This window comes from Streptomyces microflavus (assembly GCF_014650075.1).
GTDB classification, from domain to species: domain Bacteria; phylum Actinomycetota; class Actinomycetes; order Streptomycetales; family Streptomycetaceae; genus Streptomyces; species Streptomyces microflavus.
On record NZ_BMUG01000015.1, the window covers coordinates 95,888 to 109,586 of the forward strand.

10 protein-coding genes and 2 pseudogenes are annotated in these 13,699 nt (G+C 69.6%); 4 read left to right on the forward strand and 8 right to left on the reverse strand.

Features of this window, described 5'->3' with window-relative positions; translation table 11 throughout:
- The first annotated feature begins 106 nt into the window (after nucleotides 1-106).
- A complete protein-coding gene (locus IE264_RS33720; protein ID WP_078657602.1) occupies nucleotides 107-1,723 on the forward strand; it encodes an aldehyde dehydrogenase (NADP(+)) in 1,617 nt (538 codons plus the stop codon).
- Between the two features lie 15 nt (nucleotides 1,724-1,738).
- Here IE264_RS33720 and IE264_RS33725 read toward each other — a convergent pair.
- Nucleotides 1,739-2,278: pseudogene (locus IE264_RS33725) on the reverse strand (FAD-dependent oxidoreductase); the annotation flags it as partial.
- Between the two features lie 497 nt (nucleotides 2,279-2,775).
- Nucleotides 2,776-4,272, reverse strand: coding sequence for a hypothetical protein (locus tag IE264_RS33730; protein WP_032759644.1), 1,497 nt, complete (start codon nucleotides 4,270-4,272; stop codon nucleotides 2,776-2,778).
- Between the two features lie 1,268 nt (nucleotides 4,273-5,540).
- Here IE264_RS33730 and IE264_RS38235 point away from each other — a divergent pair.
- A pseudogene (locus IE264_RS38235) lies at nucleotides 5,541-5,798 on the forward strand (class F sortase); the annotation flags it as partial.
- 962 nt (nucleotides 5,799-6,760) lie between these two features.
- On the opposite strand, the gene IE264_RS33735 reads toward IE264_RS38235, so the two are convergent.
- The 6 genes from IE264_RS33735 to tap form a co-directional block, all read right to left on the reverse strand.
- Nucleotides 6,761-7,036, reverse strand: a complete 276-nt coding sequence (locus tag IE264_RS33735) for a hypothetical protein (protein WP_032759646.1) — start codon at nucleotides 7,034-7,036, stop codon at nucleotides 6,761-6,763.
- Nucleotides 7,036-7,272, reverse strand: coding sequence for a hypothetical protein (locus IE264_RS33740; protein WP_032759687.1), 237 nt, complete (start codon nucleotides 7,270-7,272; stop codon nucleotides 7,036-7,038). Before IE264_RS33740 ends, IE264_RS33735 begins: the two co-directional genes overlap by 1 nt.
- Nucleotides 7,273-7,590: 318 nt before the next feature.
- Complete coding sequence (locus tag IE264_RS33745) at nucleotides 7,591-7,839, reverse strand: hypothetical protein (protein ID WP_032759647.1); 249 nt, start codon at nucleotides 7,837-7,839, stop codon at nucleotides 7,591-7,593.
- Nucleotides 7,840-8,564: 725 nt separating this feature from the next.
- Nucleotides 8,565-8,759, reverse strand: coding sequence for a hypothetical protein (locus tag IE264_RS38240; RefSeq protein ID WP_078657603.1), 195 nt, complete (start codon nucleotides 8,757-8,759; stop codon nucleotides 8,565-8,567).
- Between the two features lie 393 nt (nucleotides 8,760-9,152).
- The gene (gene tpg, locus IE264_RS33750) at nucleotides 9,153-9,710 is read right to left on the reverse strand and encodes a telomere-protecting terminal protein Tpg (RefSeq protein ID WP_032759648.1); all 558 of its coding nucleotides are present in this window, start codon (nucleotides 9,708-9,710) and stop codon (nucleotides 9,153-9,155) included.
- Between the two features lie 12 nt (nucleotides 9,711-9,722).
- Nucleotides 9,723-11,978 carry a telomere-associated protein Tap gene (gene tap / locus IE264_RS33755; protein WP_032759649.1) on the reverse strand — a complete coding sequence of 752 codons (2,256 nt, stop codon included), beginning with the start codon at nucleotides 11,976-11,978 and terminating at the stop codon, nucleotides 9,723-9,725.
- 479 nt (nucleotides 11,979-12,457) lie between these two features.
- Between tap and IE264_RS33760 the strand changes: the two genes are divergently transcribed.
- Complete coding sequence (locus IE264_RS33760) at nucleotides 12,458-12,757, forward strand: transposase (RefSeq protein ID WP_158706573.1); 300 nt, start codon at nucleotides 12,458-12,460, stop codon at nucleotides 12,755-12,757.
- Nucleotides 12,754-13,626, forward strand: a complete 873-nt coding sequence (locus IE264_RS33765) for an IS3 family transposase (RefSeq protein ID WP_032759651.1) — start codon at nucleotides 12,754-12,756, stop codon at nucleotides 13,624-13,626. Before IE264_RS33760 ends, IE264_RS33765 begins: the two co-directional genes overlap by 4 nt.
- Nucleotides 13,627-13,699 lie beyond the last annotated feature (73 nt).

The window sequence follows — 13,699 nt, forward strand, 5'->3', positions numbered from 1 at the left end:
GGCTATACATCCGGACGACCCGAGGACAACGCCACCGCTCCGGTGACTTTCACCCGGGCACCCGACGACGGCGCGCCCACCGGCGCGCACAGGGAGACGCATCGCTGTGAACCCGACCGGAAACCCATCCCTGCCCGGGGACTCGTTCCCGAACGGACCCGCCCCCCTGACCGGGCACTCACTCCTGGCCGGTCGCGAGGTCCCCGGCACCCGGGACGCCTGGTACGCGGTCGCCGCCGCGACAGGCGAACCGTTCGGCCCCCCGCACTGGGACGCCTCGACGGAACAGGTCGCCGAGGCCGCCCGGCTCGCCGCGGCGGACTCCCGCGCCTTCCGCGCCCTGCCTCCCGAGCGGCGGGCCGCCTTCCTTGACGCCTGCGCGGAGGAGATCGAGACACTCGGCGACGCCCTGCTGGAACTCGCGGCCCGGGAGAGCGGACTCTCGCCGGCCCGACTGACCGGTGAACGTGGGCGCACCTGCGGGCAGTTGCGCCTCTTCGCCGACCTCGTCAGGAGCGGGACGGCCCTCGGCGCCCGAATCGACACCGGCCCCTCGGGCACGGACGTACGGCTCAGGCGCGTCCCTCTCGGCCCGGTGGCCGTGTTCGGTGCGAGCAACTTCCCGCTGGCATTCTCGGTCGCGGGCGGCGACACCGCGTCCGCGCTGGCCGCCGGCTGCCCCGTGGTGGTCAAGTCGCACCCGGCGCACCCGGGCACCGGGGAGGCGGTGGCCCGCGCCGTCACGACCGCCGCCGCGCGCACCGGCATGCCGGCCGGCGTGTTCTCCCTGCTAGTGGGCCGGGACCATGACGTCGGCCTCGCCCTGGTCGGCGATCCACGGATCACCGCGGTGGGGTTCACCGGCTCCCGGGCCGGCGGGCTGGCGCTGATCACCGCCAGCCGGTCGCGCCCGGTGCCCATCCCGGTCCACGCCGAAATGTCCGCGGTCAATCCCGTGATCATGCTCGACGGAGCCCTCGCCCGACCGGAACAGGCGGCCGCCCCGTACGTGGCGTCGCTGACGGCCGACGCGGGGCAGTTCTGCACGAACCCCGGCCTCCTGCTACTGCCGGCCGGACCGGCGGGCGACGCCTTCCTCTCGGCCGTGGCCCAGGCCATGAAGGCAACGGAAGGGCAGGTCATGCTCACCCCGGACATCGCCCGGGCGTACACGGAGGGCGTACGGCGGTGGGAGGACGTCCCAGGCGTACGTGAGGTGGCCCGGGGCACGGCCGGGGCCGGCCCGTACACGCCGGCCCCCGTCGTCCTGGAGTGCGACGCGGCCACGTACGCCGCGCACGAGGACCTCACGGGCGAGGTCTTCGGCGCGGCGGGGCTCGTCGTGCGCTGGTCTGGTACGGACGAACTCCTGCAGCTGCTGGAGGACTTGGAGGGCCAGCTGACGGCCACCCTGCACGGGACGGACGCCGACCGTTCGACGGCCCTCGGGCTGCTGCCGGTGCTGGAGGAGCGGGCGGGCCGCGTTCTGTGGGGCGGCTGGCCCACCGGCGTCGAGGTCTGTCACGCGATGGTGCACGGGGGGCCGTGGCCCGCGACGAGTTCGCCCGGGGCGACGAGCGTCGGCACCCTCGCCGTCGAGCGCTGGCTGCGGCCGGTCTGCTACCAGTCCTTCCCCGACGCCCTCCTGCCCTCCGAACTCCGCGACGACAACCCCCTGCGGGCCCCCCGCCAGACAGGGGCCGGCCTCATCCAGGGAGCCTGAACTCCGGCAGCCCCCCAGCGCCGAATGGGCTGGCCGCCCCTCTGCCTGGGGCATGGAGCCGAGACCGCGCGGCATGGTTTGCGCTGCTCCAGCACCCGGGCGGTGGTCGGGAAGAGGGCGGCCTCGCCCTTGCCGACCTGATCCAGGTTCAGGGTCATGAACGCACGGGTATCACGCTCGCAGGTGGCGAAGCCCGCGGCGTGATCCCGTTCGGCCGCCAGGGATCCGCCGAGCATGTACGCGCCGACCAGGGCAAGGCTGGAGCCCTGTCCGGTGAGGAACGAGGGCGCGTACGCAAGGTCGCCCACCAGCGCGACCCTGCCGCTGGACCAGCGGGGCATACGGATCTGGCTGACCACGTCGAAGACCTCGGCAAGCAGGTCCCGTTGGGCCTCCGGGTCACGGAACGCGTCAAACCGCGGTGCCGCGCGCGAAGAGGAAGCCGTGCAGGTCGCCATCGTCGCCCACGGCGTACAGCACGGCGGCCCGGCCAAGGGCGTTCCACATCGTGGTCTCACGGACGAGCCCGAAGGTGTTGCGCAGGGTGAACCCGGCAGGTGCCGGAGGACGTAGTGAAGCGGCGAAGCAGCGGCATGGCACCGCGAGCAGTGTGCCGACCGTCATCAGCGCACGTGTTCGGACGGGTGCGAACGGACTCGACGTCCGTGACATCGCCGCCGCCTTGGCCACCTGGACCCCCTGAAACCCTCGGCTTCCTGACGTCTTCGTCGTCTACTCGGTCTGTCCACGGCCTGGTCGGTGCTCACCTTCACCGGGCGGCCGCTGGCGTTGAGGAACGCCAGCGGCGGCGGTGGCGGCGTAGAGCTCTTTGGAGTGTTCCCGTGCGGGCAGCCGGACGAGGGACTGCAGGAGAGCGGGCGGCGTGGTGGTGGGGTTCGGGGTAGACGGTGAAGCCCGGAACTTGGCGCAGTGGCGTGCGCGGGCGCCGTCCAGGGCGCCGTAGTCGGTGACGCCGGGGTAGCCGGGCAGTTTCTCTGGGGCGATGCTTGGGCGGTGACCCTTCTTCGTTTGGCCGTGGCGGATCCCGCCGCTCACTTCGGCTGACTAACCCAGGCCGACTTTTTGTACTGGCTGTCCACGTGGTAGATCTGCGGCTTGCCGTGGCTCAGCTTGATGATGATCTTCCAGGTGCCGACGCCGGGGGTGATACCGGGGCATTCGAGCTTCGCGGGGCGCCCCGCGGAGGCCCACTGGTCCTGGGCGATGCGGCAAGCGGCGACCAGTTCGGCGAAGTAGTGGGTCAGCTTGGCCTCGGAGAGGTGGGGGCCGAGTTCCTGCGTCATGTGCTTGAGGCACGCCATGTCGGTCTCCATGCCGCCGACCGAGAAGGCCCAGGGGACCCACCACTCGCCGATCCGGAGCCACATCATCGGGGTGACGCCGCCGGGAACGGGGATCTCGGTCCACGCGGAGTTGAGCGCGATACAGGCTTCCTCCCAGTCCGCGACGGTCGCCAGCACGCTGAAGGCTTTCGACAGCTGGACCGTCGTGCAGTGCGGCGGGGCCACCAGCTTGAAGGGCTTCATGACGAGCTTGTTGGCGCAGTGCGTCAGCACCTGCGTGATCTCCTCCGGCGCGGCCAGGGAGCTGAGGCACAGCAGCCAGGGCTCGCCGTAGTCGGTGGTCATCGCGGTGCAGGCGCTCTTGAGTGAAGGCGCCATGGTCGCGAGCGGCGCGAGGCGCTGGAGCATGTCGTCGGTGAGGCGGAAGACGCTGCCGCACAGCTGCGTCCGGGCGGCGTTCGCCTCGCTGCCGTGCGTGTCGACGACGGCGCCGACGGTCTGCTTCAGTGTGGCCTCGGGCTGGGAGAACGCCGTGCAGAGCGCCGTGTCGGCGTTCTGCCAGACACTGTCCAGGGGCGTCGCGAGCACGACCGCGGCGGCCTTGCGGAACTTGGTGACCGGGCCCATCCACACGGTCAGGAACGGGCCGAGCTGGAGGGCGTCGATCGTGTGGAGGGTGGTGTCGACCTCCTGGACAAGGATGTCGAGTTCGCCGTACTCATGGACGCACCACTGCTTGCGGCCGGCCAGCCACGTCTCGACGCTCTGCGAGCGGGTGACGTACGCGGTGACCTCGTCGGAGAGCCCCTGCAGGGCGATGTCGAGGGCCGCCATGATCGGGGTCGCGTGCAGGAACGAGTCGAGGATGGACAGGGTGGTGAGGTCGGCCGCCACGACCTGGTCGTCCGTGAGGTTGGCGTACTTCACCTGTTTGGCGTTGACGAGTGCGGCGTCGACGGACCCGGCGAGCTGGGCGGTGAGCGGTACCAGCTTCGCGCGCAGGGCGAGGACGACCTTCTTGATCTCGGCGATCCAGATCGCCCGGCGCTCCGGTGCCAGGTGGGCGAGGCGCGCGTCCAGGCTCTTGGTCGCGCCCGCCTTGGTGGCCCAGCCCTTGATCGTCTCGTTGAGCAGCGCCCGCAGGAGTGCCTCCAGTGCGGTGCGCATGTGCTCGTCGGTGGGCGGCGCCGGCTTCCCCCCGGTGCCGCCCGGTCCCGGCGGTCCTGCGAACGGTTGCTGCGACATGGTGTCCCCCCTCGTCGCGACGCCACGGCGACGCCGCCCGGAAAAGTATCGGGCAGTGGCGGCCCACCCGGAACTGGAACAACGCAATTCGCGGGACCGCGAGTTCGCGGCCCCCGCGAAATGCGAACCGAGGCGTCGTGGAGGTGTCAGAGCGCGGTGGCGCCGTCCTAGCCCCGAAGCCGACATAGCAGAAGACCAGACGACCGATGCCCGGAAAGAATCGGTAGGAATGATCTCTGCCTCGTCACACCCGCGCCCGATTGGTGATCCCGCGCATCCTGGGGCCTTCCAGTGCCGCAGCACGACCAGGGACGCCCGCGGCCGGGAAGATGAAGTCAGGGGCCAGCAGGGGCCTCTGCTTGCGCGTCGATCTCCTCGGGTTGCTGCCCGAGCACAGTCGCCGCCGTGATGCTGCCGACTTGAGCACGGACGTCCAGGAGGTCTAAACCAGACAGAGTCCAAGTGCCGACCCTGCCCGAACGAAACGTCTTGCCGCGACGGGCGACGGTCTTTGCGGCTCAAACGGTCCGCGGCCATGCAGGAGGTTCTGGCCCCGGCCAGGGCTGCTTTCACCGTATTGCCCAATAGCTCTGGTGCCTGAGACCGTGGTGCGATGGTCGATACCCATTCACGTAGGTACCTCCTCCTGGTCCGCAGAGTGTTCTGGTGCGGCGTCCTGTTCTTCTGCCTCGGTCTGTCCGCCGGCTGGTCTGCCAGAAGCCCCCGGGCGACCTCCGGGGACTGCGATCCGACGTGTCGGCCCTCAACCAGCACAACATGGGAAGTTGTCGCCGAAGCGTCCCTGGTGTCCATCGTCCTCGGGACGGCCCTCGCCGTCGCCGCTTTCCTGATGATCACGCTTCGCCGACCGCGCTCCCTGCCGCACGACAGCAAGCCCTGACCTCCGCATGACGAGCAGCGTTCGGCCCGGCGCAGCGGGGGCACGATCTCCGGTACGCCTGGCCCCCGTGGTGTGATTCGGCGAGCTCGGTGAAGAGGCAGGGGAGGAGCGAGCCGATACGTCGGTGTTGCCTACCGCTCAAGGCTCTGGCGGCTTCTGGCCCAGGGTCCCCCTCAGCTGAAGATGCCCGCGCTCCCCAGCCAGGCGATCAGATGCGTCGGCGGCGGTGAAGGCGCCCGCACCCCCTGCAGGTCACGGCGCACTCCACTGAACCCGGCGAACAACACCTGCTAATCGGGAGGTTCCGCGGGCCCCTAACGTCCGCTGCCGACGGCGACGAGGACCGACGCGGGCGTGCCGTCTCACCATGACGCTGTCCGTGACGTTTTCTCTGGTGGCCGGCACGGTCTGGGTGTCCTCGGATTCCTCCGAGGACGCCCAGTCGGTCACCGCCGCCCGCGGCAGCGACGCCGCGGGCGGCGGGCCCGAGCCGTTCCGACGGGCACCGCACACTCCGGAGAGACACGTGCCCGCCTCGCACGTCCCCCTGGTTCCCTCGCGCCCGCTCAAGGTCGCCATTCCCGCCATCTTCATCGAGGCGGCGGTCACCGGACTCGGCCTCGACATGGTCCAGCGTCGCCGCGTGGAAACTGTGGCACCAGCGGCCCTCGGACGGGCAGGCGCACCCTGCGTGGGAGTGACCGGGTCGGCGGCATGCTTCACAGTTCGCCGCGGGAGTCTTGCGGCCGGGGGCCAGGGGGTGCACCGGCCAGCCCTGTCGGGCACACCACCTCGCCGTAGCGAGTCGCACATCAGCGACTGAAGGAAGCAAGCCTTCATCCCGTGAGTCGCTGGGGGAAAAGCGCAGGTCAGCAGGGCATCAACACCCCCTCAAAGCGACCGAAGCGACTGAACAACAAACACACCTTAGCGAACTGCCGCCCACTACTGGCGCTGCCGTGACGAGAAGGGCGCGTCTCCCGCTGGCGAGCTAGCGAGACTGCCTGCCTGAGCAGCGACCGAACTGACTACGCAGCGACCGGGGGGCTTCGGTCGCTGCTCACCAGCTTTCAGAAAACTGCAGCTCAGAGGCATGACACTGCCGCAACAGCGACTGAAGCGACTGAAGCTCGCTATATATGACGCACACGCGCACACAGGAGTTCTTGATATATGACGAAGTCCGGTCGCTTCGGTCGCTGTTCCACCGCGCGGCCCCTTCCTGAGCTGCGGTTTCTTCGCTTCCCGGGGGAGCGACCGAAGCAGCTGTCAGTCGCTCAGGTTGAGTCGCTGACCAACCCAGCGACTCAAGCGACTCAACCCAAGGCACTCTCCAGAGCAAGCTGCACGCCGGTCGGCCCGGGCGCAGCGTAAGGAGCTGGGATGAGGAACACCAGAGTTTCGGACCCGACGGACCCCGCAGCGGGCAGAGCGTCGGCTGATCGGGCGCTGCTCCACAAGCAGCTCGCCGTACGCCGGCCGGGGCCGGCATCGAATGTCATCGCTCTCCCGGCACCACCCGACTGGTGCCGGGGAGGCCGGGCAGCACGGGCAGCACCAGGAGCAGCGCGACGGCCGGTGCGAGTGCTAGATCTCGATGAAGGCGACAACCACCACGGTCTTGAGCGCGGTGACCCAGTACACGAGCCGGACGCGTTCGACGTCGTCGACGTACTGGCGCAGGTGCGGGCCGGAGCTGTCGCCGGGGAGGAGTTCGCCGGTGTCGGGATCGACGGAGACGACGACCAGGGCGCGGTCCAGGGCGTGCAGCTCGGCTTCGCTGGTGATGGTGTCCAGCTGCTTCGCGGCGGAGTCGGAGAACGCGATGCGGGCGCGGCGGCGTGGGCCGTGCGGTGCGGGCATCAGGCGACAGCCGGGCGCTGGGCGGCGAGCCGGGCGAGGTGGGCTTCGCGCAGTTCCTCCCACGGCGTGCACTGCTCGGGATCGGGCAGGCCGTTGGTGGCGATGTCCTCCAGGACGGCCGCGAGCTGGTCGGCGCTCTCGCGGGTCTTCGCCGCGTACGCGCGCAGTCCGTCGGCGGCGTCGGGCTCCAGCTGCTGCCGGACGGTGCTGTCGGCGGGGGCCGGCTGTTCGCTCATCGGGGCCTCCTGGGCGCGAACGGGCGTGTGCCACCACGGTATCGGGCGGGCGCAGCCCCCGGGGCCACTCCGTGCGACCCGGCCGGGAGCGGGCCGGGAGCGGGCCGGGAGCGGGCCGGGAGCGGGCCGGGAGCATGACATGCCGAGCGAGGACTCGACGTCGCCGATGATCTCGCGGGCCAGCTCGGTCACGTCGTCCTCGATGGCGGGGAACTCCTCGCTGTCGAACAGCCCGGCCTGGTGGAGGTACCCGCGGGCCCTGTCCACGACGGTGCTCAGCGGGTACGGGTCGTCGTCCATGGTGCGGATCCTCGGTGCTCAGGCGGCGGGCAGGCCGCGCAGGATCCGGCCGTTGGTGATCTGGGTGCGGGCGGTCAGGGCGTGGCCGTCGCAGACCACGTAGCGGTCGCCGTCGTCGGCCTGGACGGTGTGGGTGGCCGGCTCGGTGCAGGCCGCGTCCAGCCGGTCGTAGGTCCAGGCGTTGAAGCATGTGAAGTCCATGCACCAGGCGCGGCCGCCGGTGGACTTGAGGGTGGTGCCGTGCTCGGGGCACACGCCCCACGGCACGGCACGGTGCACCGGCTCGGGTCGGCGGCCGTGCTGCGCAGGGCCTGGGCGTAGAGCGCGGCGGTGGCGCTGTCGGTTGTCACCCCGGCGATTCTTCCGTACGGACGGAAGGCTGGTCAGTTCCCTCGGGGATACCGTCGTCGGCCTCGTGGAGGCGGGTGAGTCCGAGGGTTGGTGGCCGTCGACCGCCGACGATGCGCTGAGCGTCGTGGACGTCCTCTGTGTCGTACTGGCCGCACACGGCGGGCCCCTGGAGGCCTCCCTCGGGCAGGTCCGGGCTCACATCGCGGCGGCTCAGCGGGTCGTACGGCGGGATCTGCCTCCCGCTCCCAGGCGAGGCAGTACGGCGGCGCGGCAGGAGGAGCAGGATGGGACGGCGCGGTTCCGTCCTGGCGGGATGCCCGGGTGCACCAGTGGCCGACTTCACCCCGCGCACGCCGGAGCGGTTGGCAGTCGTGAAGTCATGGTCTTCATTCCTCCAGTTGGGCGGCCACATTCTGTGCTGCCCAGGCGTTCGCGGGAGGTCGGATCTGAGGTGTCACGTTCCCTCCGGGAAGTGTGCCGGGAGAGCCTCAACGGGCCTTGCGAATCGGAGATAGGGCGCCTATGTGAGTCGACGTGACACTCCTGCGAGGTGGGCGTGGCAGGAGGTGTCACGCTCGCACTCCGTCACCGTGACCCTTGACAAGGGATCTTGACCGCTTTCCGGGCGACTTTGACCGTTTCTAGTCACCACCACTGGTGGTCCGGTTCCCGCTCCGGTTCCGGCGCTTGTGGGAGCGACGCACGAACTCGCTCCCGGCGAGCGTCACGGTCGCCACGCGGCGGGCCCAGCGGGGTCCGCCGCGCTCTGCCCACACCACACATGCACACCCGCCGACGGTGAGCGCCAAGACGCCGAGCAGCACCAGATTGATCATGTTCTCCGCCCCTGCGTTCAGTTGTACGGTCCTGCTGATGATCTCAGAGCAGGAAGGGCCCAACCGGGATGTCCGGCCGAAACGACATCTGGCCCACGGCCTCTCCCCTTCACACTGGAGGACCATCGGTCAAGATCAAGTGGCAGAGGACTGCTGGTCATCGAAATTCCCTGGCAAACGGCCAAGATCTCATGTCAGAGGACACCGTGACACTGTTCAGCGCCTGTTACCCCCAGACCCCCAGCTCGTTCCCGGGAGACGCGCCGGGCCCCATGCAAGTACAGAGCACAGGCGGGCTGCGTCCGTCAGCTTGGTGATAACACGTCTGCTGATGTGGCACCTATCGTGCTTCGGCTCATCCCAGGTCCGAGCCTGATCCCGTTCCGCACACGGTTACAGGTCGAACTCGAGGTGCTCGATGTTCGTGAAGCGGACCTCGTCCAGGGAGCCGGCGCGGCGGCCGCCATCCTGGAAGTAGACCTCCTTGAGGGCTTCGGCGGCGATCTCCTGAAGCCGGGCATCGCTGGCCCCGGCCTCTTGGGCGTCGAAGAGGCGGGCGGCGTGGACCGGGGGGAGGGCGATGGTGAGGTGGCGGATGCGGTCCTGGTCGGTGGAGCCGATGGGGGCGGTGTAGCCGAGGCGGGCGCGGGTGTCGATGATGATGCCGCCCGTGGAGGCGGCTTTCTGCTTGGCCTTGGCCCGGATCTGCGGCTGCCACCGTGCCTTCACTTCACGGTCTATGCGTCCGGCGAGGTCGGGGCGGGGTTTCTTGATCTGGTTCTTCACGTACCGCTCGACGGTGCGCTGGGAGATCCTCAGCATCTGCGCGACGGCCTTGGTGCCGCCGAGCTGCTTGACCAGGTACCGCATCTGCGCGCCCGCGCTCCTGGGTACGGGGCGGGTGAACGCCTTCTGCACCGCCTTGTTCAGGCCATCCCCGATCAGGCTCATGCCGGTTCCTTCCTACTCTCCGTTGTCGGCGTCGGTGACGGTGCCGTCCTTGATGAACCGGGCGAAGTTCAGCTGCGGTGCGTCGAACTGCTCCCGGACCCCTTCGCCCCAGAGCACGGTCTGGGTGCCTTCGTGCTTGACCAGGCCGGGGTTGATGCCGAGCTTGAACCCGCCGGGAAGCGGCTTCCCGTCCCGGTAGGGCAGGAAGTCCATCGGCGAGGGGCCGTCTGCGGCGTAGACGACGCAGTCGGACAGGACCGCGATCGGATACTGGCTGGTGAACGCGGCGTGCTTGACGATCTTGCGGTGCAGATTGATGCGGGTGCGGGAGATGACCGCCGCCCGGATGTCCGGGCGCCACGTCGGCCGCTCCAGGGCCCGCCATCGCTCGCCGGGCCGCCAGCCCTCCCCGCGCGGGCGCTCGCGCAGCTTGCCCAGGCCACCCTTTACCGTTGCCTTGATCGCCGTGATGACGATGCCCAGCTCCGGATCGTGGTCCTTGTAGCCGTCCATCGCCGTCAGGAAGCCCTCGGGTGAGAGGTCGGCGTCGACACCGAGGTCGGCCATCGTGGCCAGGTAGGCGTCGCGCAGCCGCTGGTACCAGCCGTCCAGGTACCGGCCGTTGTCGTACCGCACCCACGCTTCAGTCGGCTTCACGTCATAGCCCAGCTCCTGGGCGTACGCCACGGTCGGCGTCGCGTACCAGGCCGGGCCTTCCGGGTGGTCGCCCTTCGGCGTGAACGGGGAGGGCAGCAGGCTGCCGTCCAGCTCCACCCACTCCTTGCCGACTTTCACGCGGGACAGGTCGACGTGGGAGAGGTCGACCAGCCACGATCCGGGCAGCTTCGGGTCGAACGCGGGTGCCTTGACGTGGGTCGGCTCACCGAGGCCGACGGTCAGCCCGTTCGCACCGGCGGCGAAGGCCATGTTCACGTCCAGGCCCACCAGGTAGCGCAAGGTGCACTCGGCATCCGTCATCGGCCGCGCCCAGTCGTACGCCTCCTCGAACAGCTTCTCCGCAGGTCCCCGTACATGGAAGCGCGGCAGGTCCAGCGCGGTGAGCACCGGATGCCCGTCCGGTGCCTCGCACGGGGCGCAGTCCACCGGGTCGCTGCCGAGCGACCCGGGCGTCTTGGTCTCGGCCTGCCGCAGGGCGCCGGTCTCCTCGTCCCGCACGGCGTGGGTCGGCGGGTGCAGCGCGGTCATCAGCTCCAGGCCGGTGACGGCGGTCGACCCGCGGGGCGTCATTACCCGCATCGCGTAGGTGCCCAGGACGCGGGCGAGCTCCGTCGGCGGCAACTGCGCGGCATGGCCCCAGAACCGGGCGTCCAGCGCGTTCCAGGACGGAATGCACAGCTGCACGCACTGGCGGTCCGAGCCCTTGGCCGGACGGTAGATCCGCGCCCACGGCCCGAACCCCCTCTTGGTCAGCTTCCAGTCGGCGCGCACCAGCTGCTTGATGACCTTGTGGCCCTGCGGGATCCGCCCGGCATCCTTCTCATCCGCCGACAGTCCGGTGGGGAGGCCGTAGCGCTCCAGGGCGGCCTGGGTGAGGATGAGCAGCGGGTCGGCCGGCCTTCCCGGGCCGGACAGCTTCGGCTGCCCGAGCTTCGCCTCCGCCAAGGTCCACTCCACCAGGGAGGGCAGGGACTTCGCGGGCACATCCAGGACCAGACCACCGACGCAGTACGCCAGCACCTTGCCGTCCTCGACGTCGACGACCGCCAGAGGACCGTTCTCGAACCGCGGATCGGTACCGCCCGCCGGAGTACCGGCCGGAGCCGCCGTCTTTCGCGCACCGGGGCGGCGCGACGTCGACGGCCTGGTGGTGCTCGCCGGGGTGTGCCCGGCGGCCGGAGCGTCCGTGAGATCCGAAACGGGAACCTGCGGCCTCACGGGCATGCTCACCTCCTCGGCTGCGGGAGCCGGCTCGGTGGACAGCTGCTGCGCCGGAGCGGTCACGGCGGTGAACGTGGCGGGAACGGGGGCGTCCGGCGCGGGTGCCGTCTCAGCGGCCGGGGCCAGAGTGACGGGGTAGAGCTCTGCGAGCTTGTCCAGCAGTCGGGCGTAGGCGTCGCGTTCCGGGGGGCGGGGCTCGGTCTTCCCGGCCTCCCACCCGGACACAGTGGCCCTGCGGACCTTCAGCGCGGTGGCGACTTCATCGATCGTCAGGCCGTGAGCGGCGCGCAGGCGTTTGCGTTCCGCCGGGGGCGGCAGGGTGGCGCGGGACGCGACCAGGGCGTCGACCGCATCGAACAACTCGGACAAGGAACACCTCCTGACCACCACTCTAACCCACTAAACGTACGAGACGCGTACGTTTACCGCACGAATGCCGTACGGTGTTTCGGTGAGGTGGAGGTGGTACCGGCCAGGGAAGGGCTGGTGATCTCTCGCAGGGAAGGTTGAACGTTGTCATCGCTTGTTGGTGGACGCTAGTTTTTTCACCGAAGGCTGAGTGATCACTTAAGGCTGATTGTCTGGGGAGACGGCAGGGAACCGATACGTGCGTACGGCGATCCTGCGCTGAGTGTCTTCGACCTGGACTTCCTTGACACCAGCGTCGTCGTCGCACCTCGTTGGGCTCGGGGTGGGATGCCCGGTCCGAGGGCGTAGCGCCATTACGCGGGTTCCGGTGGAACAAGGGTGGCCGCAGTTTCGCGGGGTGGTACTACTGGGCTTGATCCGCTTTGACGGACATTCGAGATCAGGGGTTCGTCCCCGGGAGGATGTCCATCATGGAGAGCATGGGGAAGAAGAAGCCTCGCCCTCGCCGTTCGTTCACGTCTGAGTTCAAGGCCGAGATCGTCGAGCTGTGCCGGCGCGGTGACCGCTCGGTCGGTCAAATAGCCAAGGACTTCGATCTGACCGAGACCGCGGTGCGGGACTGGGTCAAGCAGGCAGAGGTCGACGCGGGCGAGCGTGACGGGCTGACCAGCAGCGAGCGCGAGGAGCTGGCCGCGCTGCGGCGGGAGAACCGCCGCTTGCGGGAGGACGTCGACATCCTCAAGCGGGCCACGGCTTTCTTCGCGAAGGAGACCCGGTGACGGTGCACCCGTTCATCGAGGCGGAGAAGCAGAGCAACCACAATGTCAAGCGCGCGTGTGAACTGCTCAAGGTCTCCCGCACCGCCTTCTACGCCCGCCGCAACGGCACTCCCGGCCCCCGCGCGGTCCGCGACCTGGAGCTGACCGAGAAGATCACCGAAGCCCACGAGAACTCCCGCGGCACCTACGGGGCCCCGCGCGTCCATGCCGTCCTGCAACGCGAGGGCGAGAGATGCGGACGTCGCCGCGTCGCCAGGCTGATGCAGGACGCCGGACTTCAAGGCCGGCACCGCAGGCGGCGACACCTGACCACCGTCCCCGACCCGCGGGCCGCCGCCAGGCCCGACCTCATCGGGCGCGACTTCGCACCCGACCCGGCCGCACTCGACATCCGCTGGTGCGGCGACATCACGTATATCCCGACCGATCAAGGCTGGCTCTACCTGGCCACCGTCATTGACATCGCCTCCCGCCGTGTTGTCGGCTGGGCAACCGCTGATCATCTGCGGACCGACCTGGTCGCCGACGCCCTCAAAGCCGCCTACCGACGGCGCCGCCCCACCCGTCCGGTGATCTTCCACTCGGACCGCGGATGCCAGTACACCAGCCAGCAATTCGCCTCCCTGGCAGCCGAGTTCGACGTCCGGCTATCACTCGGCCGCACTGGACAGTGCTGGGACAACGCCCTCGCCGAGTCCTTCTTCGCCACGATCAAACGGGAACTGCTCGGCACGAAGCCCTGGCCCAGCAGGGCTCTCGCCCGCACCGCGATCTTCGAGTGGATCGAGAGCTGGTACAACTTGCAGCGGCTGCACAGCAGCCTCGGCTACCGCAGTCCCGCCGAATACGAGACCGCGCTCGCGGCCTGACCACCACACCAATGGTGTCCGTCAAAGCGGAGCAAGCTCACAATGGCCTCACCGTCCGGTACGGACACCGCGT